The organism is Kitasatospora sp. NPDC023120, assembly GCF_055560835.1.
In genome coordinates this window covers 163,964-189,369 of sequence record NZ_JBVHHY010000018.1, presented here as the reverse complement: position 1 = coordinate 189,369, position 25,406 = coordinate 163,964, and the positions used below count along the sequence as shown (strand labels likewise).

General features: G+C 74.1%; 23 protein-coding genes, 1 tRNA gene, 1 pseudogene and 1 riboswitch. Of the genes and pseudogenes, 19 read left to right on the top strand and 6 right to left on the bottom strand.

All coding sequences use genetic code 11. The annotated features are described in order from the left end of the window. Positions 1–236 precede the first annotated feature (236 nt). The 8 genes from ACZ3TI_RS26195 to ACZ3TI_RS26160 all read left to right on the top strand — a co-directional run bounded on the left by ACZ3TI_RS26195 (position 237) and on the right by ACZ3TI_RS26160 (position 10,494). Positions 237–1,664: an MFS transporter gene (locus ACZ3TI_RS26195; protein WP_465730187.1), complete on the top strand. Its 1,428-nt coding sequence runs from the start codon at positions 237–239 to the stop codon at positions 1,662–1,664. Positions 1,665–2,229: 565 nt separating this feature from the next. Beyond that, positions 2,230–3,807 carry a TROVE domain-containing protein gene (locus ACZ3TI_RS26190; protein ID WP_465730185.1) on the top strand — a complete coding sequence of 526 codons (1,578 nt, stop codon included), beginning with the start codon at positions 2,230–2,232 and terminating at the stop codon, positions 3,805–3,807. A 333-nt stretch (positions 3,808–4,140) separates the two neighbouring features. Beyond that, a complete protein-coding gene (gene lhgO, locus ACZ3TI_RS26185; protein WP_465730183.1) occupies positions 4,141–5,376 on the top strand; it encodes an L-2-hydroxyglutarate oxidase in 1,236 nt (411 codons plus the stop codon). Between the two features lie 127 nt (positions 5,377–5,503). After that, positions 5,504–6,334 (top strand): tRNA (guanosine(46)-N7)-methyltransferase TrmB, encoded by an 831-nt coding sequence (trmB, locus tag ACZ3TI_RS26180; RefSeq protein WP_465730181.1) that lies wholly within the window; start codon positions 5,504–5,506, stop codon positions 6,332–6,334. Positions 6,335–6,449: 115 nt separating this feature from the next. After that, positions 6,450–7,799, top strand: a complete 1,350-nt coding sequence (locus ACZ3TI_RS26175) for a PrsW family intramembrane metalloprotease (RefSeq protein ID WP_465730179.1) — start codon at positions 6,450–6,452, stop codon at positions 7,797–7,799. 73 nt (positions 7,800–7,872) lie between these two features. Then, positions 7,873–7,946 (top strand) — tRNA-Met (locus ACZ3TI_RS26170). 195 nt (positions 7,947–8,141) lie between these two features. Continuing rightward, the gene (locus ACZ3TI_RS26165) at positions 8,142–8,936 is read left to right on the top strand and encodes a hypothetical protein (protein WP_465730177.1); all 795 of its coding nucleotides are present in this window, start codon (positions 8,142–8,144) and stop codon (positions 8,934–8,936) included. 442 nt (positions 8,937–9,378) lie between these two features. Next, positions 9,379–10,494, top strand: coding sequence for a hypothetical protein (locus tag ACZ3TI_RS26160; RefSeq protein WP_465730175.1), 1,116 nt, complete (start codon positions 9,379–9,381; stop codon positions 10,492–10,494). 31 nt (positions 10,495–10,525) lie between these two features. On the opposite strand, the gene ACZ3TI_RS26155 is transcribed toward ACZ3TI_RS26160, so the two are convergent. From ACZ3TI_RS26155 to ACZ3TI_RS26140, 4 genes and pseudogenes are all read right to left on the bottom strand, one after another. Further along, complete coding sequence (locus tag ACZ3TI_RS26155) at positions 10,526–11,017, bottom strand: GNAT family N-acetyltransferase (protein ID WP_465730173.1); 492 nt, start codon at positions 11,015–11,017, stop codon at positions 10,526–10,528. A gap of 35 nt (positions 11,018–11,052) precedes the next feature. Beyond that, a complete protein-coding gene (locus ACZ3TI_RS26150) occupies positions 11,053–11,799 on the bottom strand; it encodes a class I SAM-dependent methyltransferase (RefSeq protein ID WP_465730171.1) in 747 nt (248 codons plus the stop codon). A gap of 109 nt (positions 11,800–11,908) precedes the next feature. Further along, positions 11,909–12,667 carry a sensor domain-containing protein gene (locus ACZ3TI_RS26145; protein ID WP_465730169.1) on the bottom strand — a complete coding sequence of 253 codons (759 nt, stop codon included), beginning with the start codon at positions 12,665–12,667 and terminating at the stop codon, positions 11,909–11,911. 113 nt (positions 12,668–12,780) lie between these two features. Continuing rightward, positions 12,781–13,272: pseudogene (locus tag ACZ3TI_RS26140) on the bottom strand (GNAT family N-acetyltransferase); the annotation flags it as partial. 149 nt (positions 13,273–13,421) lie between these two features. On the opposite strand from ACZ3TI_RS26140, the gene ACZ3TI_RS26135 reads away from it, so the two are divergent. Beyond that, the gene (locus ACZ3TI_RS26135; protein ID WP_465730167.1) at positions 13,422–14,297 is read left to right on the top strand and encodes a hypothetical protein; all 876 of its coding nucleotides are present in this window, start codon (positions 13,422–13,424) and stop codon (positions 14,295–14,297) included. A gap of 126 nt (positions 14,298–14,423) precedes the next feature. Here the strand turns inward: ACZ3TI_RS26135 and ACZ3TI_RS26130 are convergent, their stop codons facing one another. Then, entirely contained in the window at positions 14,424–15,272 is an 849-nt protein-coding gene (locus ACZ3TI_RS26130; RefSeq protein ID WP_465730165.1) for a M23 family metallopeptidase, read from the bottom strand. A gap of 12 nt (positions 15,273–15,284) precedes the next feature. Then, a riboswitch (cyclic di-AMP (ydaO/yuaA leader) is annotated at positions 15,285–15,443 on the bottom strand. A 232-nt stretch (positions 15,444–15,675) separates the two neighbouring features. On the opposite strand from ACZ3TI_RS26130, the gene ACZ3TI_RS26125 reads away from it, so the two are divergent. From ACZ3TI_RS26125 to ACZ3TI_RS26115, 3 genes are all read left to right on the top strand, one after another. Then, positions 15,676–15,966 carry a YiaA/YiaB family inner membrane protein gene (locus tag ACZ3TI_RS26125; protein WP_465730162.1) on the top strand — a complete coding sequence of 97 codons (291 nt, stop codon included), beginning with the start codon at positions 15,676–15,678 and terminating at the stop codon, positions 15,964–15,966. A gap of 117 nt (positions 15,967–16,083) precedes the next feature. Beyond that, entirely contained in the window at positions 16,084–16,911 is an 828-nt protein-coding gene (locus ACZ3TI_RS26120) for an alpha/beta fold hydrolase (protein WP_465730160.1), read from the top strand. 27 nt (positions 16,912–16,938) lie between these two features. Further along, the gene (locus ACZ3TI_RS26115; protein WP_465730158.1) at positions 16,939–17,505 is read left to right on the top strand and encodes a TetR/AcrR family transcriptional regulator; all 567 of its coding nucleotides are present in this window, start codon (positions 16,939–16,941) and stop codon (positions 17,503–17,505) included. Here ACZ3TI_RS26115 and ACZ3TI_RS26110 read toward each other — a convergent pair. Continuing rightward, positions 17,502–17,660 carry a hypothetical protein gene (locus ACZ3TI_RS26110; protein ID WP_465730156.1) on the bottom strand — a complete coding sequence of 53 codons (159 nt, stop codon included), beginning with the start codon at positions 17,658–17,660 and terminating at the stop codon, positions 17,502–17,504. The genes ACZ3TI_RS26115 and ACZ3TI_RS26110 overlap by 4 nt on opposite strands. A gap of 36 nt (positions 17,661–17,696) precedes the next feature. On the opposite strand from ACZ3TI_RS26110, the gene ACZ3TI_RS26105 reads away from it, so the two are divergent. From ACZ3TI_RS26105 to ACZ3TI_RS26075, 7 genes are all read left to right on the top strand, one after another. Then, positions 17,697–20,051: a SpoIIE family protein phosphatase gene (locus ACZ3TI_RS26105; protein ID WP_465730154.1), complete on the top strand. Its 2,355-nt coding sequence runs from the start codon at positions 17,697–17,699 to the stop codon at positions 20,049–20,051. An 83-nt stretch (positions 20,052–20,134) separates the two neighbouring features. Next, positions 20,135–21,349, top strand: coding sequence for an ATP-binding protein (locus ACZ3TI_RS26100; protein WP_465730211.1), 1,215 nt, complete (start codon positions 20,135–20,137; stop codon positions 21,347–21,349). A gap of 60 nt (positions 21,350–21,409) precedes the next feature. Further along, positions 21,410–21,823: a roadblock/LC7 domain-containing protein gene (locus ACZ3TI_RS26095; protein WP_465730152.1), complete on the top strand. Its 414-nt coding sequence runs from the start codon at positions 21,410–21,412 to the stop codon at positions 21,821–21,823. Continuing rightward, positions 21,820–22,185, top strand: coding sequence for a DUF742 domain-containing protein (locus ACZ3TI_RS26090; RefSeq protein WP_465730150.1), 366 nt, complete (start codon positions 21,820–21,822; stop codon positions 22,183–22,185). Before ACZ3TI_RS26095 ends, ACZ3TI_RS26090 begins: the two co-directional genes overlap by 4 nt. Continuing rightward, positions 22,163–22,807, top strand: a complete 645-nt coding sequence (locus ACZ3TI_RS26085) for a GTP-binding protein (RefSeq protein ID WP_465730148.1) — start codon at positions 22,163–22,165, stop codon at positions 22,805–22,807. The genes ACZ3TI_RS26090 and ACZ3TI_RS26085 overlap by 23 nt, the downstream gene beginning before the upstream one ends. After that, on the top strand, positions 22,804–24,288 hold the full coding sequence (locus ACZ3TI_RS26080; protein WP_465730146.1) for a cytochrome P450: 1,485 nt from the start codon (positions 22,804–22,806) through the stop codon (positions 24,286–24,288). The genes ACZ3TI_RS26085 and ACZ3TI_RS26080 overlap by 4 nt, the downstream gene beginning before the upstream one ends. Beyond that, positions 24,273–25,385, top strand: coding sequence for a cytochrome P450 family protein (locus ACZ3TI_RS26075; RefSeq protein ID WP_465730144.1), 1,113 nt, complete (start codon positions 24,273–24,275; stop codon positions 25,383–25,385). Before ACZ3TI_RS26080 ends, ACZ3TI_RS26075 begins: the two co-directional genes overlap by 16 nt. Positions 25,386–25,406 lie beyond the last annotated feature (21 nt).

Here is a 25,406-nt window from a genome sequence, read left to right as displayed (position 1 = left end):
ACGGCCGGGCGCACGTGAACACGGGACCGGAGCACGACGCTCCGGCGCGCGGCGCGATCGGCCGGATCCGAGTGGTCCGGACCAACCCCCGTGCGGCACCGCCGAGCGCGCGATCCCGCCATCCGGAATGCGACCTCTTAACCGTCGGAACGCGTCCGACTACTCTAGGTACAGCAGCTACGGCCCGGTGCCGCCCGGGCCCCGCGCACAAGGCCGCAGGAGGTGCCGCCGCCACCATGACCGTCAGCCCACGAGGACCGAACGAACGGCTCGGCACGCTCCTGACCCTCGCCCAGATCAGCAACGCCGGACTGGCCCGCCGGGTCAACGACCTCGGCGCCCAGCGCGGGCTGACCCTGCGGTACGACAAGACCTCGGTGGCCCGCTGGGTCAGCAAGGGCATGGTGCCGCAGGGGCCCGTCCCGCACCTGATCGCCACCGCGATCGGCGGCAAGCTCGGCCGGCCCGTCCCGCTGGAGGAGATCGGGCTGGGCGACACCGACCCGGCGCCCGAACTCGGCCTGGCCTTCCCGCGCGACGTCGCCGAGGCCGTCCGCTCCGCCACCGACCTCTGGCGGGTCGACCTCGACCTGCGCCGGGGCCCCGGCGGCGGCCGGTGGAGCGACAGCCTGGCCGGCACCTTCTCGGTCGCCGCCTACGCGACGCCCGTCTCCCGCTGGCTGATCACCCCGGCGGACGGCACGGTGGCCCGCGAGGTGCCGCGCTCCCCCAGCGACACGTCCTCCTACCGGGTCGGCCACTCGGACGCCGCCAAGCTCCGCGAGGCCGCCCAGGAGGCCCGCCGCTGGGACTCCAAGTACGGCGGCGGGGACTGGCGTTCGTCGATGGTCCCGGAGTGCCTGCGGGTGGAGGCGGCACCGCTGCTGCTGGCCTCGTACAGCGACGCGGTCGGCCGGGCGCTGTTCGGCGCGACCGCCGAACTGACCAGGCTGGCCGGGTGGATGGCCTTCGACACCGGACAGCACGAGGCCGCCCAGCGGTACTACATCCAGGCCCTGCGGCTCGCCCGGGCCGCCGCCGACGTGCCGCTCGGCGGCTACGTGCTGGCCTCGATGAGCCTGCAGGCCGGCTACCGGGGCTTCGCCGAGGAGGCGGTCGACCTCGCGCAGGCCGCCCTGGAGCGCAACCGGGGCCTGGCCACCGCCCGCACCATGAGCTTCTTCCACCTGGTGGAGGCGCGCGCCCAGGCCAAGGCCCGCAACGCGGCGGCGTGCGCGACGGCGCTCGGGGCGGCGGAGAGCGCACTCGAACGGGCGCGCGCCGGGGATCCCGATCCGGCGTGGATCGACTTCTACGCCTACGACCGGCTCGCCGCCGACGCCGCCGAGTGCTTCCGCGACCTCGGAGTGCCCTCCAAGGTCCGGCAGTTCACCCGTGAGGCGCTGGCCAAGCCCACCGAGGGCTTCGTCCGCTCGCACGGCCTGCGGCTGGTGGTCTCGGCGATGGCCGAGGCGGAGGCGGGCAACCTGGACGCCGCGGTCGCCGCCGGCGAGCGTGCCGTCGAGGTGGCCGGCCGGATCTCCTCGCAGCGCAGCCGGGAGTACGTGGTGGAGATGCTGCGCCGACTGGAGCCGTTCCAGGGCGAACGGCGGGTGCGGGAGCTGGCCGAGCGGGCGCGGGCGGTGATCGTCGCTCCGGCGTGAGCCCTGCGGCCGACGCGACCTGACGGTAAATGAGGTGCACCCGCGAGAGCGGCCTGGCTATGGTCTCTCTCGTCCAGGTGCGCAGGCAGAGGTTACTTCCACTTCCAATGGGCAGGTCGCGGGTTCGAATCCCGTCACCGGTTTCGGACCGGTGTAGCTCAGTGGCCAGAGCAGCTTCGTCACCTCAGCCGCCTTCGACCTCTGGACACCCATACCTGAATAGTCTTTCCGCACCTCCCGGTGCGACGGCAGCGGTTACTTCTGGTAGACGCCGGTTCTCCGGCGTAGCGGTTCGAGCCCGCGAAACACCGCCGCCACCATGATCTCGGGAGGCAGTGCGCTTCGGAGTGCCCGGTGCGCAGGCGGGGGTTACTTCGGATCTTGCTGTTCCGGGTTCAAATCCCGGGCGGTCGCACGCGAGTGCGGCCGGTAGCTCAATCCGGTAGAGCACAAGGCATATACCTCCGCCGACGTCGGCCGTCCCACGGCCGGCACGATCTCGGGCACCCCTCACCGCGGCACGCTTCCCTCCCACTGACACCAACAGGCCGAGGGGGGCTGTCGCATGTCCAGGTTCAACGTCCGCAAGGCCAAGACGGGTCCGAGTTCGCCCGTGACCACGACCGGGCAGCTCACCCGCAACCACAACGGCGGCGCCGGCCACGTCCGGGACCGCAGGTCCGAGCTGTTCCTGCTCGCGGTCGCCAACATGGTCGGCAAGGACACCTACTACGAGCGCGGCGGCGACCGCGACGACCGCTACACCGCGCTGGTGCGCGAACTCGCCGTCGCCGAGCCGGAGTGGACCCTCGGGCTGCTGCGCTGGCTGCGCCACGGCGCCCACATGCGCACCGCCGCCCTGGTCGGCGCCGCCGAGTTCACCCGCGCCCGGCTGGACGCGGGCGCCCACGGGTACTCCCGGCAGGCCGTTGCGGCGGTACTGCGGCGCGCCGACGAGCCCGGCGAGCTGCTCGCGTACTGGACCTCGCGCTACGGCCGGGCCCTGCCCAAACCGCTCAAGCGCGGCGTCGCGGACGCCGTCGCCCGCCTCTACGACGCCCGCTCGCTGCTCAAGTACGACACCGCGGGCAAGGGCTACCGCTTCGGCGACGTGATCGAGCTGACCCACCCCTCGCCGGCCCCGGACAAGCCGTGGCAGGGCGCGCTGTTCGCGTACGCGCTGGACCGCCGGCACCGGCCGGAGGAGGCGGCCCCGCCCGCGTCCGACCGGCTGCTGACCGCCAACCGCGAACTGCTCGCGCTGCCCGTCGAAGAGCGCCGGGCTGCGGTGACCGCCGAGGACGGCACCGCGCGGCTGGCCGCCGCCGGGCTGACCTGGGAGGCGCTGGCCGGCTGGCTGCAGGGGCCGCTGGACGCGCCGGTCTGGGAGGCGGTCATCCCGTCGATGGGACCGATGGCGCTGGTGCGGAACCTGCGCAACTTCGACCAGGCCGGGGTGTCGGACGCGGTCGCGGCCGAGGTGTGCCGGCGGATCTCCGACCGGGGCGAGGTCCGGCGCTCGCGCCAGTTCCCGTTCCGCTACCTGTCCGCGTACCGGCACGCGCCCTCGCTGCGGTGGGGGCACGCGCTGGAGACCGCGCTCGGCCACTCGCTGGCCAACGTGCCGGAGCTGCCCGGCCGCACGCTGATCCTGGTGGACCGCTCCGGCTCGATGTTCGACCGCTCCGGCGGCCCGACCGAGCTCAACCGGGCCGACTCGGCAGCGATCTTCGGCACCGCGCTGAAGGTCCGCGCGGCCGGGGCGGACCTGGTCGAGTTCGGCACCACCAGCCGGGTGGTCGAGGTCGGCCGGGGCGAGGCGGTGCTGCGCGTGCTGGACCGTTTCTCCAGTCTCGGCGGCACCAACACCGCCGAAGCCGTCCGCACCCACTACCGCGGCCACGACCGGGTGGTGATCGTCACCGACGAGCAGACCGGCCCCAACCACTGGGGCGGCGACCCGCTCGCCGCCGTCCCGGCCCACGTCCCCGTCTACACCTGGAACCTGGCCGGCTACGCCACGGGCCACGGCCCCAGCGGCGGCGCCCACCGCCACACCTTCGGCGGTCTGAGCGACGCGGCCTTCCGCCTCATCCCCCTCCTGGAAGCCGGGGCGGACGCCCGCTGGCCCTGGGAGGAGTGAGGGAGCGGCGGCACTGCGCCGCGGACGACGCCGGTCGGGGGGCCGGGGGTCGGCCCGGCGTGGTGTCGGCGTACGGGCGTCATGCCGTCAGGCGTACGGAATGGTCCGTGCGCGGGGCGTGTTCGCCGGGGGGCGGGGTGAGCGGCCGGGAAGGGATCCACGGGGGTGGTTCCTTCCCGGCCGCTCGCCGTATGCCGTTCGCCGTTCGCCGTCTGCCGACCACCGTCAGCCGTCAGCCGTTCCGGAGCCGGCCCCACGCGGTCTCGACCCGTCCGGGGTGCCGTGGCAGCATCGGCGGGTGCGGGGGCAGCCGGGCGAGGCGAGGAGCTGGCGGTGGCGGACGAGGTCGACGTGCTGGTGGTGGGTGGCGGGATCGTCGGGTTGGCCACGGCGTACGCGCTGACCAGGGAGCGCCCGGGGCTGCGGGTCGCGCTGCTGGAGAAGGAGGCCGGCTTCGCGGCGCACCAGACCGGGCGCAACAGCGGAGTGATCCACAGCGGCATCTACTACCGCCCCGGCTCGTACAAGGCCCGCTATGCCGTCGCGGGCGCCGCCGAGCTGGTGGAGTTCTGCCGGGAGCACGGCATCCCGTACGAGGTGACCGGCAAGCTGATCGTGGCCACCGGCTCCGCCGAGCTGCCCCGGCTGGCGGCACTGGCGGAGCGCGGGCGGGCGAACGGCATCCCGGTCACCGAGCTGGACCGGGCCGGGATCGCCCGGTACGAGCCGGAGGTGACCGGCCTGGCCGGGCTGCACGTCGGCACCACCGGCATCTGCGACTTCCCGGCGGTCGCCACCACCTATGCCCGGCTGGCCCGGGAGGCCGGCGCCGAGCTGCGGCCCGGCAGCGAGGTGCGGACGGTGGCGCGGCGCCGGGACGGCGTGACGGTCGGCACCGCCCGCGGCGAGCTGCGCTGCCGGGTGCTGGTGAACTGCGCCGGGCTGCACAGCGACCGGATCGCCCGGCTGGCCGGGGACGAGACCGGGGTGCGGATCGTGCCGTTCCGCGGCGAGTACTACGAACTGACGGAGAAACGCCGGGACTTGGTGCGCGGCCTGGTCTACCCGGTGCCCGACCCGGCCTTCCCCTTCCTCGGCGTGCACCTCACCCGGGGCATCCACGGGGACGTCCACGTCGGCCCGAACGCGGTGCCCGCGCTGGCCCGCGAGGGGTACGACTGGCGCACCGTCCGCCCGCGCGACCTGGCCGGGACGCTGGCCTTCCCCGGCACCTGGCGGGTCGCCCGCCGGCACTGGCGGTACGAACTGGGCGAGTTGCACCGCTCGCTGTCCAAGCGGGCGTTCACCACGGCCGTCCGGCGGCTGCTGCCGGGCGTCTCCGCCGACGACCTGGTCCCGGCCACCGCCGGGGTACGGGCCCAGGCGGTGGCCCGGGACGGCTCGCTGCTGGACGACTTCGCCTTCGCCGGCTTCGACCCGGAGGACCCGCGCTCCCCGCGCCGCGCGGTGCACGTGCTGAACGCCCCCTCCCCCGCCGCGACGGCCTCGCTGCCGATCGGCCGGGAGGTGGCCCGCCGGGCGCTGGCCGCGCTGGAGGCGGGTGGCTGAGCCGCGTGTCCGGGGTCCCGACCGGCCGGCGTGTCCGGGATCCCGACCGGCACCCCTCCAGGGCCCGGATGAGCCCCGTCACACACCCCGACGGGTGCCCCGCGCCGCCCCGTAGACTCGGGTGATTGTGACTGCCACCGCCCCGATCCCCCAGCCTTCGCCGTCCGCCCGGCTGTCCGCCGCGCCGGCCGCCTACCCCGCGCCGATGTACCCGCACAAGGCCACCGAGGCCCAGCACCGGGAGCGTCGCATCCGCAGCTTCCAGCCGCGCCGGGGCCGGATGACCAACGCCCAGGCGAGCGCGCTGGACCGGAGCTGGGAGACGTACGGCATCCCGATCGACGGCACCCCGCTCGACCTGGGGGAACTGTTCGGCGGGCTGCCGGTGACCCTGGAGATCGGCTTCGGCATGGGCGAGACCACCGCCGCGATGGCCGCCGCCGACCCGGCGATGGGCATCCTCGCCGCCGACGTGCACACCCCGGGGCACGGCAACCTGCTCGGCCTGCTGGAGCGCGACGGCTCCGAGAACGTGCGGCCGGCCGCCGGCGACGCGATCATCCTGCTGCGCGACATGCTGCCGGACGCCTCGCTGGCCGGACTGCGGGTCTTCTTCGCCGACCCGTGGCCCAAGCCCAAGCACCACAAGCGCCGGCTGGTCCAGGCCGCCTTCCTCGACCTGGTGCTGCCCCGGCTCGCCCCCGGCGCCCTGGTGCACTGCGCCACCGACTGGGAGCCGTACGCGGAGCAGATGCTGACCGTGCTGTCGGCCTCGCCGGAGCTGGAGAACCTGCACCCCGAGGGTGACGGGACCGGCTGGCTGGAGCCCGCGGACCACCCGGACGGCAGCGTCCCCGGTTACGCACCGCGCCCGGAGTGGCGTCCGGTGACCAAGTTCGAACGGGCCGGGATCGCCAAGGGCCACGTGGTCCACGACCTGCTGTTCCGCCGCCGCTGACGCACCGGCCGCCGTTCGAGCGGCGGCCGCGCGGTGACCGTACGGGCGCGCCCCGGACGGACGGTTCGTCCCGAGTCCTCCCGACGGACGGCTGCCGTGGCCTACCCTGTGCCGCATGGGCAGCCCGTCCGGCGGCGGGTCCCGGCCGACCGTTCGGACGACTGTTCGGACGGTTGTTCAGGTCGCCGCCGACGCACCTGAGACGGTCCCGCGCACCGGCGACACCCGGACCATCCCGGGGCCCCGGAAGCGCCGGGCCCGTCGCCTGCTGCCCCGGCCGGGCGGTCCGTCGGCGCCCGCCTCGACCTCCACCGCCGCGCCCTCCGTTCCCGGCGGGGCGCCGAGCCCCCGCAGCCGCTCGGTGGTGCTCTCCTCGGTCACCACGACCGCCGTCCTGACCATGGCCGGCTGCGGGGTGCTGATCCTGCACCTGGTCCAGCGGCAGACCGGCACCGTCGGGCTGCTGGTCGGCCTGGGCCTGGCGATGGTGCCGCTGCCGTTCGTGCTCGGCGCCCTGGCCTGGCTCAACCTCACCGCCCGGGTGCCGCTGCGGCACACCGTGTTCTGCCTCGGCTGGGGTGCCTGCGCCGCCACCAGCGTCGCCATCCTCGCCAACAACTGGACCGCCAGCTACCTGACCAGGCACCGGGGCCCGCTCGGCGAACTGCTCGGCGGCGGGATCGCCACCCCGGTGATCGAGGAGACCGCCAAGGCCACCGCCCTGCTGGTGCTGCTGCTGCCGCTCGGCCGGCGGCTGCGCTGCCACGGCCGCCGCACCGGACGCCCCTGCGCGCCGCTGCTGCACCGGTCGCCCGAGCCCCGGCGCCCCCGCCCGTACCAGCGCCGCCCGGCCGGGCCGCACGCCCGGGGCAGGCTGCGGCTGCGCCCGTACCTGCGGCCGCTGCCCTACCTCTGCCCGGCCCCGCCGTCCGGCGGCGCCCCGCACCGCCGCTCCCGGCCGCGCACCCTGGCCGCCGGGGTGGTGCTCGGCGGGATGACCGCGTGCGGCTTCGCCTTCACCGAGAACGCCCTCTACCTGGGCCGGGCCTTCACCAGCGACCAGCGCCAGCGGCTGGACAGCATCGGCCTCGGCGATCCGCCCAGCCTGCGCGACTTCGACAGCACCGTGCAGACCTTCGTGCTGCGCGCCCTGCTCTCCCCCTTCGCCCACCCGCTGTTCACCGCGCTCACCGGGATCGGCTTGGCCGTCGCCCTCACCACCGGGCGGCGCTGGCTGGCCCGACTGGCCGCGCCGACCGGGCTGCTGCTGGCGATGGTGCTGCACGGCACCTGGAACGCCGCCGCCGACCTCGGTACGGACGGTTTCCTGGTGGTGTACGGGGCGCTGATGGTGCCCTGCTTCATCGCCCTGGTCTGCTTCGCGGCCTGGGCGAGAGCCCGCTCGGCCCGGCACGCGCCCCGGGGCGGACGGCGGCCCGCCGGGCACTCCGCCGAGGCGGTCTGAGGCCCACGGCGAGGGGTTCTCGAAGAACCGATTTCCCATCTCGGCGACTTCCACGTATTGTTGTGTTCACCGACGCGGGGTGGAGCAGCTCGGTAGCTCGCTGGGCTCATAACCCAGAGGTCGCAGGTTCAAATCCTGTCCCCGCTACTCAGTAGCCGAAAGGCCCGGAGGATCTTCCTCCGGGCCTTTCGCGTTCCCGGGTACATGGAGAGCACGGTCCTGCCACGAACCTGTAACAGCGGCCGGATGGAAGATCCGCTGCGAGGCGCCTGACAGATACTGAGGAAAAATTCATCCAGTTGGGGGAGGCCCGGGGCCACCCCCGGGACAAGGAAGCACCACATGCTCTCGAAGCGCCTGGTCAGCACCGCCGCGATCTGCCTCCTCCTGGCAGCCGGCACCGCCGCTTGCGGCGACAACAAGGGCGACGGCAAGGGCGGCGACGCCAAGGCGGCCGCGCCGCAGAAGCTCGACACCGACAAGCTCAGCGCGCAGGACATCGAGAAGCAGGCCAAGGACGCACTGGCCGGCGCCACCTCCCTCAAGATCAGCGGCAACATGGTCGACGAGGACGGGAAGATGGAGATGAACCTGTCCCTCGACAACAAGAGCCAGTGCACCGGCACCATGTCGATGCCCGGCATGGGCAAGTTCGAGATCATCAGCGACGGCAAGACCTCGTACATCAAGCCGGACGCGGCCTTCTGGACCGCCATGGGCGGCCCGAACGGCGCCAAGGCCGCCGAGCTGTTCAAGGGCCGCTACCTGACCGGCTTCGACAGCGACCCGGAGATGAAGAGCCTCAGCAGCGTCTGCAACCTGGCCGACTTCAGCAAGAAGCTGACCGACGGCGACGGCACCGGCAACGACAAGAAGGTCGAGAAGGGCTCCGCCGGCAACGTCAACGGCACCAAGACCTTCACCCTCAAGGCCACCGACGACAAGGGCGAGGTGTCGACCATCCACGTCGCCACCGAGGGCAAGCCCTACCCGGTCCGAATCGAGCACGCCGGCACCAAGGGCGGCAACGGCCAGATCGACTTCTCGGACTTCGACAAGCCGCTGACCATCCAGGCCCCGTCGGCCGACAACGTCATCGACTTCGCCAAGTTCAAGGACCAGGTCAAGACCGCCTGAGCAACCGGCTCGAATAATCCGTTGCCCTCCGGCCGGTGGGCTGCCTATGGTGGCGGCACACTGAAAGGAGGTGATCCTGAATTGAGTTCCATCAGGATGCGTGAGGTGGCTGCTCGCTAGAGCCGCCCCTGCCTGCGCAGGGTGAGGCCCCTGGCCTCCGGCAGGCGAAATCCATAGCAGTCACCCGGCCCGCGGGCTCACCGGTACATCCCCGGTGCCTCGGCGCCTGGCCAGTGCACGGGCCGGCGCGGAGGAGCAGCCCGCGGGCCGTCTGCGTTTTCCCGGACGGTATTCCGGGGCAGCTTTCCGGAGGGTTTCCGACGCGGTTTTCCGGCACGGTTTTCCGGACGGTTTCCGGCACGGTCTCCCGGCACGGAAGTCGCTAGAGTCTGCGCCGGGTTCCGGAGCGGAGCGGCGCGGGCGCAGGGGGTAGGCGATGGCGATGGCGAAGGCGCGACGGCTGGGCGGCGGTTCGGCGCTGCGGACGGTGCAGTGGGGTGTCGCCGGCGTGTCAGCCGGGACGGGCCTGATCGGACTGCTGCTGTTCGCGCTCGGCCGGGAGCAGACCTGGCAGGCGCTCGGCGGCGGACTGGTGGTCGCCGGGGCCTCGGTGGTGCTCGGCGGCGGGCTGGGCTTCCTGTTCGGGGTGCCCCGGGTGCGCAGCGGCTCGGACGAGCCGCAGGGCTCGTACGCGCCGAACACCAATCTGGAGCAGGTCTCGGACTGGCTGACCAAGGTGCTGCTGGGCGTCGGGCTGACCCAGCTCGGCTCGCTCGGCGCGCGGTTGCACGAGCTCGGGACGGCGGTGGCGCCGGTGCTCGGCGGGGGCGACGCCGCGGTGCCCTTCGCGGCGGCGCTGGTGCTCCACTTCCTGGTCTTCGGCTTCCTGGCGGGCTGGCTGGTGACCAGGCTCGCGCTGCCGCGGGTACTGAACGACGCCGACCAGGCCCTCGACCTCTTCCTCGCCGGGCAGGACCGCGACCGGCACGGCGACAAGGTCGGCGCCGACGACCTGCGGGTCCGCGCGATGCAGCAGCTCGGGCTGCTCGGCGGCAGCGCCGAGCACCCCGCCGCGCTGGCCGGGCAGCTGCCGCCCGCCGCGGGCTCACCGGGCGGGCCGGAGGGCGTGGTGGCCGAGGTCCGCTCGACCGCGAGGCGCTCGGCGCTGACCGCCGACCAGGTGCGGGACCTCTTCGCGGACGGCTCCGAGGGGCGGCGGATCCAGGCGCTCGCGCTGATGCAGGGCGATCCGGCCCTGGCGGACCTGGCGAGCGTGCTGGCCGCGATCGAGCACCCGCGCTCGGGCTTCGAGCAGTACCACGCGCTGCTGGCCGCCCGGGGCCTGCTCTCCCGGCTGCCGGTCGCCGAGGCGCAGCGGCTGCGGGACGCGGTGGCGGCGCAGCTGGTCGATCCGCGGGGCATCCCGTACGGGTCGGACCGCAGCTGGCTGGCGGAGAAGATCCTCTCCCGGCTGCAGGTGACGGCCTTTGTGCCGGCGCAGCCGACGGGACCCGTCGCCGCCGCCCCGGTGACGTCGCCTACCGCGGACGGCTCCTGACTCCTGGTTCCCAGGCCCCGGCGTCTGGTTCCTAGGCCCCGGCGTCGCGCGCCCGGCGGGAATTGTCGGACACGCCTTGGACGGTGAAGCGCAGTTCGGGCTGCTCCCAGGGAGTCTTGAGCCGCGGCGGCCGGGTGCCGGTGCGCTCGGCGCCCACCCGCAGGTAGAAGCGCTCGGCGGGCGGGTGGGACACGACCTTCACCGAGGCGATCCCGCCCGCCCGGGCGCGGTCGAGCATGTCGGCGATCAACCGCCGTCCGATGCCCAGGCCTTGGGCTTCGTCGGCGACGAACATCAGGTCCAGCTCGGCGGGTTCGCGGATCAGCGCGTAGAAGCCGAGCAGGCGGTCGTCGGCACTGTCCACGGCCAGCCGCACCTCGTGCCGCGCGAGGTAGTCGGGTGTCACCCGGTAGCCGTCGATCATCGCGAAGTACGCGCCGCGGTAGGCGGAGGAGGCCTGGATCAGTGCGGTGAGCCGGTCGGCGTCGTTCGCCTCGGCGCACCGGATCGTCGTCTCGGTCATACCGCGAGTATAGGAGTGAAATGGGGTAGTGACCATTACATACTTCTCGCCCGCGCCGCCCGGCGGCTGCGGTCGGCGGCCCGCAGCACCAGGATGCGGCGGCTGCGGCCGTCCCCCGCCCGGTGGAAGCGGTGGACCTCGCTGGCTATCCGGCGCTCGCCGAGCGCGTACCGCAGCCGGTCAAGGTGCTCGCAGCGCCGGCCCCGCCCGTCGTGCAGCGGCTGGACACGGACCTCGCCGTCCGGGGAGGTGACCCGGACCAGCTCGGTCAGGGCGGCCAACTGGTGCTCGGGGCCGAACAGTTCGGGGTAGGCGAAGATCAGGTAGCCGCTCAGGGTGAGGGCGAAGGCGCTGTCCGCGAAGGGCAGCTCGGGCAGTGCGGCGGCCACGTACCGCTGCGGGTGCGCGGCCGAGTCGGCGGCGAACAGCCGCCGGGCGCGGTCCCAGCTGCGCAGGTAGCGCTCGGGGCGGTCGGGTCGGGGTGCGGGGTAGAGGTGCGGGCGGTCCGCCATCGCGACGGCCATCGCCGCCCGGGCGGCCCGGGCGCGTCCGGCGACCACCGGCGGCGGCAGCGCGTACGCCGGGTCGGCGGCGATCACCCGGCAGCCCAGCTCGCGGGCCTCGGCGGCCAGGCCGGCCGCGCCGGCGGGGCAGTCCAGCAGCGGCCCGGACAGGGCGGCGAGCCGGGCCCGGGTGAGGTCGAACTGGGCGCAGTACTCGTCCAGCGGACGGGAGGTGACCAGGACCTCCGGGGGTTCGGGGGGAATGCCTGCGGCGGCCACCCGGCCATCCGAACACGGAGCGGCCCCGTCCGCACCCGGAGGGCGGACGGGGCCGGAGGGCCGGGCGGGGCAGGGCAGAGCCAGGGGGCCTGCAGGGCCGGCAGTCGGCTCAGCGGCCGAGCAGGCCCTGGGCGGCGGCCCGGTTGACGTTGGTCAGGCCGCGGACCAGCTGCGCGGTGAGGAACACCAGCGCCACCCCGGCCAGCGAGAACGCGGCGATCTGCCAGGTGCCCTCGATGTAGTAGGCGTGGCGGACGTGGTGGCTGTCGGTGAAGTCGAACACCCGGTACCCGCGCCAGTCGGTGTAGGTCGGGAAGACCCAGTGGTAGACCGGGTAGAACGCCATCGCCCAGCCGAGCAGCAGGAACACCAGCGTCATGGTGAAGCTGAAGATCGCCCAGGGGAACATCACCATCTGGTACAGCGCGGCCTTCCAGCCCGCCCCGTCCGCCAGCCGCGCGGTGATCGCGCCCCAGCTGCCCGGACGGACCTGGCGCACCGGCTCCGGGCCGGGGACGTCCAGGGCCAGCATGCCGCGTGCCCGGGCCCGCTCCAGCCGGCCGAAGCCGCGGCCGGCGGTGGTCAGGGCGGCCAGCACGGGCAGGCCGAGGACGGTGACGAAGGTGCCGAGGCCGAGGCAGAGCAGGGTGATCGCGACGGCGAAGCCGGCGATCGCCACCGGCAGGCCGCTGAGCACGTAGCCGACCTCGCGGTAGTAGTGCGCGGAGAACGGCGCCAGCCAGAACGCCGGCGGGCGCTCGGTCGGATGGGCCCGGTCGGTCCGGTGGGCCCGGTCGGGGCGCGGCTCGGCGCCGTAGCCGTCCAGGACGTCCCACTCGTGGCCCTGCGTGCTTCGGCTGCTGCTCATGTCCCGGCCCCCGGCCCCTCGTTCTGACGGTCGTTCGTGCTCGCTGGCGTCGTCCAGTCTGGTCGAAGGGCCGGTCCCGGGGCATCCGGAGACCTGGCGGATCGGGGGTGGGGTTAACCCCCCTCCCCCGCCCTGCCAGGCCGGTCGAGCGGGCCCGGCCACTCGTCGACGAGCAGCGCGTAGAGGTACGAGTCGGACCAGACGCCGTCCTTGAGCCGGTCGTGACGTGCCCGCCCCTCCAGCCGGAAGCCGAGCCCGGTGAGCACCTTGGCGGCGGCCGCGTTGTCCACGTCCGACCTGGCCGTCAGCCGGTGCAGGCCCAGGGTGCGGAAGGCGAGGTCGCAGAGCAGGCTGGTGATCTCGCCCGCGTAGCCGCGGCCCCAGTGCTCGCGGCCGAGGACGCAGCCGAGGTCGGCGGCGCGGTGCCGGCCCAGGGTGAGCGAGGCCTGTCCGATCGGGGTGGCGTCCTGCGGGTCCTCGGCGTCGGCGAGCCTGGTGACGGCGAGCCGGTAGGTGTCCCGCTCCTCGGCCATCGCCTCCTCCAGGTAGAGCTCGATCTGGTCGGCGCAGGTCTCGCGGTCGTGCGGCTCGAGGTCCAGGTGGCGGGTGACCCCGGGTCGCCGAGCAGGGCGTGCAGCGCGTCCACGTCACCGTCGGTGTGGTGGTACTCGCGGATCGCGAGCCGGGGGCCGGTGAGTCGTACGGGGACCATGGCTGCCGACCCTACCGGCCCCCGGCGACTACCGTTCGGACTATGAACGACGAAGACCTGCGGCTCGCCCCGCGCACCAGGGCCGCCGACCTGCTCGCCTGGGCGGCCGAGCAGGGCCGCACGCCGGTGGCCGAGGAGCCACTGCGCGCGGTGCTGGCGCTGCTGGAGCTGGGCGAGAGCAGGATGCACGACGGCTGGCCCGAACTGACCTCCGACGCGGTGGAGCACCTGCTGTACGAGCGGCTCCACCTGTACGTCCAACCCGCGCCCGAGGAGGACCCGCTCGCGTACGGCGACGCCGTCCGGCTGCTGATCGACCACCAGCGGGCGGCCCGGCGGCTCAACGCCAAGCGGCAGGAGCGACTGCACGCGGAGGCCGAGTGGCAGGGCGAGGTCGCGGCCGGGCTGCTGCGCCGCGCCGACCTGGTGACCTGGCCCCGGCTGTACGCGCTGCTGCTGCACGCGCACGGGGTGGACGTCGCGGACGAGGCGGCGGTGCGGGACTGGCTGGCCGGCTTCGGCGAGCTCGCGGAGGAGGAGCGGCTGGCCGCGTACGAGGCGCTGGTGCCCGCCGGCTGGCTGGACGAGCCGGACGAGCAGGGCTGGGGGCCCGGCCGGGTGCTGTCGGTCGGCATGGCCACGGACGGCGCGCGCCGGCTGCTGGAGCAGGGCCTGATGCGGCGCAGCTACCGCAACCTGGCCGAGCTGACCGCGCTCGGGCGCCCGATGCCGGACGAACTGGCGGGGGACTTCGGGCAGTTCGAGAAGGCGGCGGCCGACGCGGCACTCGACCTGTTCGGGACGTGGACGGTCCCGGGGCTGCCGCGGCTGCTGGTGGAGGAGTTCCCGGAGCTGGCACCGGAGCCGGGCCAGGAGGAGATCGACGCGTACCTGGCGCAGCTGCCCGCGGAGGACTGAGACGCCGCACCGCGAAAAGCCCCCGGCCACGTGCGGCCGGGGGCTTTCGGGTGTTCGTTCGGGGTGCCCGCCACGGGCAGGCCGTTACGGGCAGGGCGTTACGGGCAGGCCGTTACGGGCAGGGCGTTACGGGTTGAGGCCGCGCTGCTGGAGCCAGGGCTCCGGGTCGACCGGGGCGCCGCCGCCGGGGCGGACTTCCAGGTGCAGGTGCGGGCCGGTGACGTTGCCGGTCGCGCCCACCTTGCCGATCTGCTGGCCGGCGGTCACCTTGCCGGAGCCCTTGATGATCGAGGAGAGGTGGCAGTACCAGATCTCGGTGCCGTCGGGCAGGGTCTCGACGATCCGGTAGCCGTACGAGCCGGACCAGCCGGCCGAGGTGATGGTGCCCTGGCCGAGCGCCAGCACCGGGGTGCCGGTGTCGGCGGCGAAGTCCAGGCCGGTGTGCAGGTTGGCCCAATAGCGGGCGCTCTGGCCGTAGTGGGCGGAGAGCCGGTAGTCCGTCACCGGGAGGGTGAGGGCGGTGGCGCGCTTGGCCTCGGCCTCCGCGGTGGCACGCTTGGCCTCCGCCTCCTTGGCGGCGGCCTTGGCTTCGGCCTCCTGCGCGGCCTGCACGCGGGCGCTCTCCTCGGCGGCGGTGCGCTGGCTGTCGGCCTGCTGCTGGATGCGGGCGGCGAGCGCGAGGCCGGGGTCGGCGGAGAGGGCGACCGGGGTCTCGTCCGGGGCCTCGATGGCGGGCGCGGCGGCCGGGGTGGCCGAGGTGAAGCCGGTGGCACCCAGGGTGGCGGCGACGGCGGTGACGCCGAGCAGCGGGGAGGCTCCGCGCGTCTGACGCGGCATCCGGTGGCGGTTGGTCTCGGCCTCGGGGCCGAGGACATCGGGTCCCAGGGCTTCGGGGCCGTCCGCACCGGGGTGGTCGAGCAGCTGGGTACCGGCCGCGGGGCCGGCCGGGTGTGCCGGAGTGTGCGTCGACGCCACGGAGGCGCGCTCCTTTCCTTCCTTCGCGCCTACCGGGTTAGCTGACGGGTTCGGAGCAGGAAGGTCTCCTACGGCCGGGCCGGAGCCCCGCCGATTCACCCCAAGGAACGTGGTTCCCCGGCTCCCTGACCTGCCCGGAGGCCGGTCGGTGGGATTAGGCGACGGCGCACGGTGCCGTCTGGGTACGGCGTTGACGACCGCGCTGCGTTATCAAACGTTAATCCCAGGACGCTCTGATTCCAAGCCATCCGTCCGGGGCCGCTGTGGAGCGGGTGATCGGACGTCAACGAACGACCCCTCATCCGGGCGCCCGATCCGAGTACCGGCTCGCACCCCGATCCGAGCACCCCATCTGAGTACTCCTACTCATGTGCGTCCCGACCGGGCATCGCATCCTGACGCCATGACCGCACCGATGCAGAACCGCACCACGTCCGCCTACTACATCCAGGCCATCCTCTCCTTCGCCCTGTCGGGCGTCTCCCTCGCCGCCGGGATCGCCTACCTGCCGGTCGGGGGATGGGTCCGGGCGTTCCTCGGGGTCGGCCTCCTCTACACCGTCACCTCCGCGTTCACCCTGGCGAAGGTGATCCGGGACCGGCAGGAGTCGAACGAGATCGTCAGCCGGGTCGACCAGGCGCGACTGGAGAAGCTGCTCAGCGAGCACGACCCGTTCAAGGTCGAGGGAGTCTGAGGCCCCTCCGCCCCCCTCTCTTCGGGCGAACGCTTGACGGCTAAGGCTATTAGCCTTAGCTTTATGGCTATCAGCAGCACGGAGATGGCCCGCGGCAGCGGACCGAGGAGGCCCACCATGAACGCCACCAGCACCCCGGACACCCAGTACCTGACCGTCCCCGGCGGGCGGATCGCCTTCGACGACACCCGGCAGGGCGACGGCACGCCCGTCGTCCTGCTCCCCGGGATGCTCGACAGCCGGACCGCGTACCGGCACCTCCGCCCGCTGCTCACCGCCGCCGGCCACCGGGTCGTCACCATGGACCTGCGCGGCTTCGGCGAGTCCTCCATCGCCTGGGACGACTACGGCCCGGCCGCCATCGCCGACGACGTCCTCGCCCTGCTCGACCACCTCGGCATCGAGCGCGCCGTCCTCGCCGGGAACTCGTACACCGGCGCGACCGTCGTCAAGGTCGCCGGGGACGCGCCGGAACGGGTCGCCGGGATCGTCCTGATCGACGCCTTCGTGGAGAACCCGGAGCCCGGCGCCCTGATGCGCGGCGTCCTGAGCCTGATGGGCGCGGCACTCGTCCACTGGCCGGCCTTCTGGGGCTTCTACCTGCGTCGGATGGCCTTCCCCGGCGCCAAGCCCGCCGACTTCGACGAGTACGTGAACGGGCTGGTCGCCGCACTGCGCACCCCCGGCCGGAAGACCGCCACCCGCGGATACGCCACCGGGGACTCGGCGCCGACGGGCTGGACGGCCGCGGTGCGGTGCCCGGCGCTGGTGGTCATGGGCAGCAAGGACCCCGACTTCCCGAAGCCCGAGGTCGTCGCCGACCGGCAGGTCGCGGCGCTGGGCGCGCGGAAGGCGATGATCGAAGGGTCCGGGCACTACCCGATGGCCGACAACCCGCAGGCCACCGCGGACGCCCTGCTGCCCTTCCTCGCCGACCTCGCCTGACCGACTGCCCACACGGAGACCCGAACCATGCCCCGCATAGGACTGACCCCCGACCAGGTCGTCGACCACGCCCTCGCCCTCATCGACGAACAGGGCGCCGAAGCCCTCACCCTGGCCGCCGTCGCCGCCCGGGCCGGGGTGGCCACCCCCTCGCTGTACAAGCACGTCAGCGGCGGCCTCGCCGAACTGCGGCGGCTGATCGCCGTCCGGGTCACCGAGGAACTCGCCGACCGCCTCGCGGACGCCGCGGTCGGCCGCAGCGGGGACGACGCCGTCGCCGCCGTCCTGCGCAGCTACCACGCGTACGCCACCGAGCACCCGCACCGCTACAACGCCCTCCCCCAGGCCCCGCAGGCCGACGACGACCTGAGCCGAGCGGCCGGCCGGCTCGTCGGCGTCATCGTCGCCGTCCTGCGCGAGTACGGCCTCGACGGCTCCGAGGCGATCCACGCCGCCCGCCTCGTCCGCTCCCTCGCCCACGGCTTCGCCTCCCTCACCACCATCGGCGCCTTCCGACTCGCCGAGGACCTCACCACCACCCAGGACCGCCTCATCACCACCCTCACCACCGGCCTCCGCTCCTGGCCCGCCTAGCCGCGGGCCGGCTGCCGGCCGCCGCCGAGCCGGTGGTGCGCACGCACCGGACGCAACAGCAGCCGGACCGGGGCGCGGCGCGGCGGCCGGCGCACGCGGTCGCGGAGGACGTCGCGGACGACCGGACCCTGGTGCTGCTGCGGCGGCTCGGCCATCGTCCACCGGCCGGGGAAATGGGGTATTAAGAATCAGTGCCCCCCGCCGACGAGTACCGGACGCCGCTCAGCAGTACGACCACGCGCAGTGCGATGCGCTGCGTGCGTCTGCTGCTCGGCTGCACCAGTGCCGCCGAACTGCTCGGCACCGTCCTGGCCGAGGGCCCGGGGTGGATCACCGGCGAGGGTTCCGCGCTCTACCTGCTGGATTCCGCCGGGATGCTGCGGCTGACCGCCTCGCACGGGCTGCCGGAGTGGGCGCACGAGCGCTACGGCGTGGTCGATCCGGCCGGTGAGCTGCCCGCGGCGATGGCCCTGCGGCTGCGCCGCCCGTACCTGCTGAGCCCGGAGCACACCAGCGTCGACTACCCGAACCGGAACGTCGGGCTGGGCACCGGGATGGTCGCGGTGATCGCCCTGCCGATGGCCGTGGACGAGCGGCCGGTCGGCGTCCTCGCGCTGGCGCTGGCGCACCGGGGGACCGTCCCGCGGCGCGACCTGGACGTCCTGGAGACGATCGCCGAGGCGTGCGCGCACCGGATCGACCACCTGCTGGGCCACGCCGACGTCCGGTTATCCGGCGGCCCGGCGCCGGAAGGGGAGGACGGCCGCCCGACCGGGCCGGCCCCTCCGCTGCTGTCGCTCGCGGTCCGGGCCGCCGGGCACGGCGCCTTCGAGCGGGACCTGGTCACCGGGGAGAGCTTCTGGGACGCCGAGGCGTTCCGGGTGGTCGGCCGGCCGGTGTCCGCGGACGGCTCCGCCCCCGAGCTGGACCGGCTGCTCCACCCCGAGGACCTACCGGACGTGCAGGCCGCGCTCGCCGAGGCGCTGGCCGCCGGCGGGCGCTACCGGATCGGCTACCGGGTGCTGCGCCAGGGCGGCGGGGTGGCGCGGGTGGAGGAGTCCGGCGAGGTGCTGCTGGACGTGCACGGCCGGCCGGTGCGGATCGCCGGGCTGCTCGCGGACGTCGGGCACCGGGAGCGCCCGCCGACCGACGAGGGCGGTTCGCCCGCCGCCGCCCGGACGGCGCTGCTGCTGACGCTGACCCGGGCGCTGTCGCGGGCGGTGACCGTCCGGGACGTCACCACCGCGGTCACCGACATCGTCCGTCCGGCGCTGGGCGCCGCGGGCATCGTCCTCGACCTGGTGGACGAGGGCCGGCTGCTGCCCGTCTCGCACACCGTGTACGGGGGGCCGCGCCGCACCGAGCTCACCCGGCTGGCGGACCTGTCGGAGGACGTGATGCGGCATTCGCTGACCCGTTCCGCCCCGCTGTTCAGCGAGCCCTCCGCCGCCCGCACCCGGCGCGACCCGCTCGCCCCGGCCGCCTGGGCGGTGCTGCCGCTGGTTGCCTCGGGGCAGCAGGTCGGCTCCTGCCTGATCACCTTCGCCGCCGAGCGGGCCTTCAGCCGCGAGGACCGCACCCTGTACTCGGCCTTCGCCGGGATCCTCGCGCAGTCCCTGGAGCGGGCCCGGCTGTACGACACCCACCACCAGCGGGCCACCGAGCTGCAGCGGGCGATGCTGCCGCGCACCCTGCCCCGGCTGCCCGGGATCGCCAGTGCCGCCCGCTACCTGCCGAGCACCGAGGGCATGCAGATCGGCGGCGACTGGTACGACCTGCTGCGACTGCCGGACCGCCGGATCGGGCTGGTGATCGGCGACGTCCAGGGGCACAACGCCGAGGCGACCGCCGTGATGGGCCAGCTGCGCAGCGGACTGCGGGCGTACGCGACGGACGGGCACGACCCGGCCGCCACACTGACCCGCACCAGCCGGCTGCTGGCGGAGCTGGACACCGAGCTGTTCGCGACCTGCCTCTTCCTGGCCCTGGACCCGGCCGACGGCACGCTGACCGCGGCCCGGGCCGGGCACCCGGCGCCGGTGCGGATCACCACCGGGGCCCGGGCCGTCGAGCTGGACCTGCCGGGAGGGCCGCCGCTGGGCGTGGCCCCGGAGCAGCCGTACCCGCTGGCGGTGGACCGGCTGGCGGTCGACGAGACGCTGCTGGCCTACACCGACGGGCTGGTCGAGGACCGCGAGGAGGACTACGACGAGTCGGTGCAGCGGATGCTGGGCGGGCTGGAGCTGTGGGCCCGGCAGGCCGGGCCCGAGCGGATCGGTCCGGGGCCCGCGCTGGAGCGGCTGGCCGACCTGCTGACCCTGAACGTGACCGAGCGGCGGTCCCGGCCGGACGACGTAGCGCTGCTGCTCCTGCACCGGACGTCGCCCCTTCCGCAACACCCTGCACACATGCCCCACACATCCCGGGACGCGATTCGGCCATCAGGTGCACCGGAGTCGGAGTGCGGTCGGCCCAGCGGCGCCGGTCCGAGGCCGCGCCAGGCGGGGTGGTCGGGGGCGAACGAGGCCGGATTGAGGCCGGATTGACTCGATTTTGACGAGATCCGGTCACCTGGCGAGATTCGTTCACACCTTCGTAGGATCATCACCCTAGAATTCGCCGCGTGACGATGACTCAGTGGTCCGTAACGGCAACCGGCGTACTCGCCGTCCTCGCCCTCGTGGCCGCCGCGCGCTACCACGCCGTCTCCGTCACCCAGCGCCGCCGCGGCGACCGGCTGCAGCGCGAACTCGCCCGGCTCCAGGAGCAGCTCGGCGCCGAACTCTCCCGCCGCGGCGCCGAACTGGCCGTCGTCCAGCAGGAACAGGAGCTCACCGCCTCCACCCAGCGGGCCTTCCTCAGCGTCGCCCGCCGGATCCTGGTGATGGCCCACGACCAGCAGGCGCTGCTGGACGAGATGGAGCGCACCCACGACGACCCGGCGCTGCTGGAGGGCCTGCTCAAGGCCGACCACGCGGCGGCCCAACAGGCCCGGCTGGCCCAGACCCTGGCCGTGCTGTGCGGCGCCCGGGCCGGACGGCACTGGCCGGAACCGGTCACCCTGGAGGACGTCGTCCGCGGCGCCCAGTCGCGCATCCTGCCGTTCCAGCGGGTGGTCGTCCGCAGCCGGATCGAGACCGCGGTGGTCGGCGCCGCGGCCGAGGCTCTGATCCACGCGGTCGCCGAGCTGCTGGACAACGCCACCCGCTACTCCCCGCCCAGCACCCAGGTGTTCGTCACCCTCATGCCGGTGCACAACGGCGCCGTCATCGAGATCGACGACGGCGGTGTCGGCATGCCCGAGCAGGCCGTCGGAAAGGCCGCCGCCGCGCTGGCCGGGGGCAGCACCCTGGAAGTCTCCCGGCTGGGCGAGGTACCGCAGTTGGGCCTGGCGGCGGTCGGCCGGCTCGCCGAGCAGTACGGCTTCCGGGTCACCCTCAGCTCGGCGCCCTCGCCGTACGGCGGGGTGCGGGTGGTCGTCCTGCTGCCGAACGCGCTGCTCACCGAACCGCTGCCGCCCACCGTCCCCGGTCTCGGGCCGCACGACCCGGCGTTCCACCCCGACCCCCGGCCCGCCTCCCCCGCCAGCCACCCCCTGGTGGAGACCCCACCGCCCGGCCTCGCCCCCGCCGCCGGCGACACCCCGCCGCCGCTGCCCCGCCGGAGCCACCGACGCAACCGCGCGGGCCGCCCCGCCCAGCACGCCGCTCCCCAGCCGCCGCCCGCACCGCCGTACCGCTCGGCCCTGGACGCACAGGCGTTCATGGCGATGTTCCAGGCCGGCACCGCCAGCGGCCGATCGGCCGCCCAGGCCCAGGCGCAGCACCCGCCCGGCCAGCACTGACCCTTCCCCGCCCGCTTCCCCCGAGTTTCCCCCGACTTCCCCAGCGCTCCGGAGAGTTCCATGACCACCACCCCTGACCTCGGCTGGCTGCTCGCCGACATCATCGCCGTCCCGCAGGTCCAGCACGCCGTCGTCGTCTCCAACGACGGCCTGGAGATCGGCCGCAGCGCGGGCATCGCCCGCGAGGACGCCGAACGGCTCGCCGCCGCCTGCTCCGGGCTGCAGTCACTGGCCCGCGGCGTCGCGACCGGCTTCGGCGGACCGGGCAGCGCCACCCGCCAGATCATCATCGAGTACGGCGGCGGCTACCTCTTCATCGTCGCCGCCGGAGCCGGGGCGCACCTGGCCGTGGTGACCAGCGAGGCCGTGGACGCGGGCCTGGTCGCCTACCAGATGCAGGTCCTGGTCGAGCGGATCGGCACCCACCTCACCAGCCCGCCGCGCGTCGACCACGCGGCGGGGGGCCACCGGTGAGCGGGCCGGTCCGGCCGTACGTCATCACCGGTGGGCGCAGCCGCTCCACCCGGGCCGAGCTGGCCGTGGAGAGCCTGGTCAGCGCCTTACCCGGACGACCGGAACTGCCCGAGCCGCCGGAACTGCCCGAGCACGCCCTGCTGAACCGCGAGCACCGGCGCATCCTCGGGCTCTGCCACAGCCTGCTGTCCATCGCGGAGGTGGCGGCCCACCTGGGGCTGCCGCTCGGCGTCGTCAAGGTGCTGGTCGGGGACCTGTGGGACCTCGGCGCCGTGCAGGTGCTCCCGCCCGTCCCGCAGGCCGAACGCCTGCCCACAACCCTCCTGGAAGAGGTGCTCGTTGGCCTCCGCCAACTCCGCTGAAGCCGCCCCCGACGCCCCCGACGCCGCCGGGTCCGCCGGTGGGCCGCAGTACCTGCCGTCCTCGGTGCAGGGTGCGGTCAAGATCCTGGTCACCGGCCCGTTCGGGGTCGGCAAGACCACCCTGGTCGGCTCGTTGAGCGAGATCACCCCGCTGCGCACCGAGGAGACCATGACCGCCGCCAGCAGCGGCGTCGACGACCTCACCGGGCGCGGCACCAAGACGACCACCACGGTCGCGCTGGACTTCGGGCGGATCACGCTCAACCCGCGGCTCGCGCTGTACCTGTTCGGCACGCCCGGGCAGCAGCGGTTCTGGCCGCTCTGGGACGACCTGTCGCGCGGCGCGCTCGGCGCCATCGCCATGGTCGACCTGCGCCGCCCGGACGAGAGCTTCGACGTCCTCGGCCGGCTGGAGGAGCAGCGCATCCCGTTCGCCGTGGCGGTCAACACCTTCCCGGACACACCGAGTTACCCGGAGGAGGAGCTGCGCTCGGCGCTGGACCTGCTGCCGGAGGTGCCGATCCTGTTCTGCGACGCCCGCGACCGGCGGCAGTCGTACGACCTGCTGATCGACTTCGTCGACCACCTGCACCGCAGCTCGATCCTGGAGCTGCAGGGATGAGCGCCCCCGAACCCGGCGGCGGACTGCCCGGCGCCGCACCCGCCCACGGCTGTCCCGTCGCGCACGGCGGACTGTCCGGCGGTCTGCCCGTGGGTGTACCTCTGACCCCGCTGTACGGACCGGCCGTCGCCGAGGACCCGCACGGCCTGTACGCCCGGCTGCGCGAGCGCTACGGCCCGGTCGCTCCGATCGAGCTGGAGCCCGGGGTCGAGGCCTGGCTCGTCCTCGGCTACGCGGAACTGCTCGAACTCACCCGCAACGAGGCGCTGTTCTCCAAGGACTCGCGCCGCTGGCGGGTACCCGCCGAGGGCCGGCTGGCCCCCGACTCCCGGCTGCTGACGATGACCTCCTGGCGGCCGACCCTGCTCAACCTGGACGGAGCCGAGCACCAGCGGCTGCGCTCCGCCGTCTCGGACACCCTCGCCCAGATCGACCACCACCAGCTGCGCGAGACCACCGAGGCCGCCGCCAACGGCCTGATCGACAGCTGGGGTCCGGACGGCACCGCCGACCTGATCGCCCAGTACGCGCGGCGGCTGCCGCTGCTGGTCTTCACCCAGCTGATCGGCCTGCCGGTCGAGGCCGGGCCCCGCCTGGTCGAACTGATCAGCCACTTCGTGGACAGCAGCGCGGAGTCGCAGCGGGCCGGAGCCGAGTTCCAGTCGATCCTGGTCGACCTCGTCCGGCGCCGCCGGGCCGCGCCCAGCGCCGACCTCACCTCCTGGCTGCTCGCCCACCCGGCCGGGCTGACCGACGAGGAGGCGGTGCACCACCTGGTGGTGCTGATGGTCGCGGGCAACGAGACCTCGATCAACTGGACCGGCAACACCCTGCGGCTGCTGCTCACCGACCGGCGCTTCCGGGCCACCCTGACCGGGGGCCGGCTCACCGTCTCCGACGCGCTGGAGGAGGTGCTCTGGCGCGACCCGCCGACGCAGAACTTCCCCGGCCGCTGGGCCACCGGCGACACCGTGCTCGGCGGCCAGTACATCACCGCCGGCGACATGCTCGTCCTCGGCCTCGCCGCGGCCAACGGCGACCCGGCCGCCCAGGGCGTCTCCGCCGCCGCGCAGGGCTCTCTCGGCGGCAACCGGGCGCACCTCGCGTGGGGTGCGGGCCGGCACGTCTGCCCGGCCCAGCAGCCGGCCCGGATCATCGTCGAGACCGCCGTCGAGACCCTGCTGCACCGCCTGCCGGACCTCCAACTCGCCGTCCCGGCGGGCGAACTGACCTGGCGCCCGTCTCCGTGGTCGCGTGCCCTGACCGCCCTGCCGGTGCTGTACAGCGCCTTCACCCCGCCCCGCCCGCCAGCCCCCGAGAGGCCCGCATGGACACCGCCGCCGGCTCCGCAGGAACCCGCCCCGAGCCCGTCAGACTCGACCCCTACGGAGGCGACCAGCACGCAGAGAACGCCCGCCTCCGAGCGGCCGGCCCCGCGGTCCTGGTGGAGCTCCCTGGCGGGGTGGTGGTCTGGGCGATAACCCACCACGACACCCTCCAGTCGCTGCTCACCGACCCCCGCGTCGGCAAGAACGCCCGACTGTGGACGACCTTCCGGGAAGGACGGCTCCCCGAAGGCTGGCCGCTGACCAACTTCATCTCCGTCCCCGGCATGGTCACCGCCGACGGCGAGGACCACCGGCGGCTGCGCGGACTGGTCTCGCAGGCCTTCACCCCGCGCCGGATCGCCGACCTGGCCCCCGCGATCGAGGCCAGGACCATCGCGCTGCTCGACGACGTCGCCGAGCTGGACGGCGAGTTCGACCTGCGCGAGCACTTCGCCTACCCGCTGCCGATGCAGGTGATCGGCGAGCTGCTCGGCCTCGCGCTGGAGCAGCAGGACGAACTGCACGCGCTGTCCGACACCCTGGTCTCCAGCTCGGCCACCCCGGCCGCGGCCATCGCCGCCCAGAGGGACCTGAACGCGCTGCTGGCCTCGGTGGTGGCGGCCAAGCGGGCCGCGCCCGGCGACGACCTGACCACCGACCTGATCGCCGCCCGCGATGCCGCCCACCGCCCCGACCGGCAGCGGCTCAGCGAGGCCGAGCTGGTCGGCACCCTGCTGCTGATGCTGGTCGCCGGGCACGAGACCACGCTCAACCTGATCACCAACGCCGTCCGCGCCCTGCTCGCCCACCCCGAGCAGCTGCGGCTCGTCCTGGACGGCGCGCAGCCGTGGTCGGCGGTGGTCGAGGAGACGCTGCGCTACGACTCGCCGGTCGGGCAGTTCCCGTTGCGCTACGCCATCGAGGACATCGAGGTCGGGGACGTGGTGATCCGGCGCGGCGAGGCGCTGCTGGCCTCGTACGCGGCGGCCGGCCGGGACTCCGGGCACCACCCCGACGCCGACCGCTTCGACCTCACCCGGCAGCCCGCCCGGCACCTGTCGCTCGGCCACGGTCCGCACTTCTGCCTCGGCTCCGGACTGGCCCGGCTGGAGGCCGAGACGGCGCTGCGGCACCTGTTCACGCGCTTCCCCGGACTGGCCCTGGCGGAGGGGCGGACGAACGAGCCGATCGCGTCGTTCGTGAGCAACAGCGTGCGAACTCTGTGGGTGACCGTTCGATCCGGCCGGTGACCTGAGGGCGGCCGGGTCGTT

Bases quoted from the DNA above. Each gene is read 5' to 3' on its own strand.
- ACZ3TI_RS26110 (WP_465730156.1), bottom strand. From the start codon at position 17,660: ATGGCCGAGCCGCCGCAGCAGCACCAGGGTCCGGTCGTCCGCGACGTC.
- ACZ3TI_RS26080 (WP_465730146.1), top strand. From the start codon at position 22,804: ATGAGCGCCCCCGAACCCGGCGGCGGACTGCCCGGCGCCGCACCCGCC.
- ACZ3TI_RS26160 (WP_465730175.1), top strand. From the start codon at position 9,379: ATGGCGAAGGCGCGACGGCTGGGCGGCGGTTCGGCGCTGCGGACGGTG.
- ACZ3TI_RS26195 (WP_465730187.1), top strand. From the start codon at position 237: ATGACCGTCAGCCCACGAGGACCGAACGAACGGCTCGGCACGCTCCTG.
- ACZ3TI_RS26145 (WP_465730169.1), bottom strand. From the start codon at position 12,667: ATGAGCAGCAGCCGAAGCACGCAGGGCCACGAGTGGGACGTCCTGGAC.
- ACZ3TI_RS26100 (WP_465730211.1), top strand. From the start codon at position 20,135: ATGACTCAGTGGTCCGTAACGGCAACCGGCGTACTCGCCGTCCTCGCC.
- ACZ3TI_RS26155 (WP_465730173.1), bottom strand. From the start codon at position 11,017: ATGACCGAGACGACGATCCGGTGCGCCGAGGCGAACGACGCCGACCGG.
- ACZ3TI_RS26125 (WP_465730162.1), top strand. From the start codon at position 15,676: ATGACCGCACCGATGCAGAACCGCACCACGTCCGCCTACTACATCCAG.
- ACZ3TI_RS26120 (WP_465730160.1), top strand. From the start codon at position 16,084: ATGAACGCCACCAGCACCCCGGACACCCAGTACCTGACCGTCCCCGGC.
- ACZ3TI_RS26165 (WP_465730177.1), top strand. From the start codon at position 8,142: ATGCTCTCGAAGCGCCTGGTCAGCACCGCCGCGATCTGCCTCCTCCTG.
- ACZ3TI_RS26190 (WP_465730185.1), top strand. From the start codon at position 2,230: ATGTCCAGGTTCAACGTCCGCAAGGCCAAGACGGGTCCGAGTTCGCCC.
- ACZ3TI_RS26095 (WP_465730152.1), top strand. From the start codon at position 21,410: ATGACCACCACCCCTGACCTCGGCTGGCTGCTCGCCGACATCATCGCC.
- ACZ3TI_RS26135 (WP_465730167.1), top strand. From the start codon at position 13,422: ATGAACGACGAAGACCTGCGGCTCGCCCCGCGCACCAGGGCCGCCGAC.
- ACZ3TI_RS26115 (WP_465730158.1), top strand. From the start codon at position 16,939: ATGCCCCGCATAGGACTGACCCCCGACCAGGTCGTCGACCACGCCCTC.
- ACZ3TI_RS26175 (WP_465730179.1), top strand. From the start codon at position 6,450: ATGGGCAGCCCGTCCGGCGGCGGGTCCCGGCCGACCGTTCGGACGACT.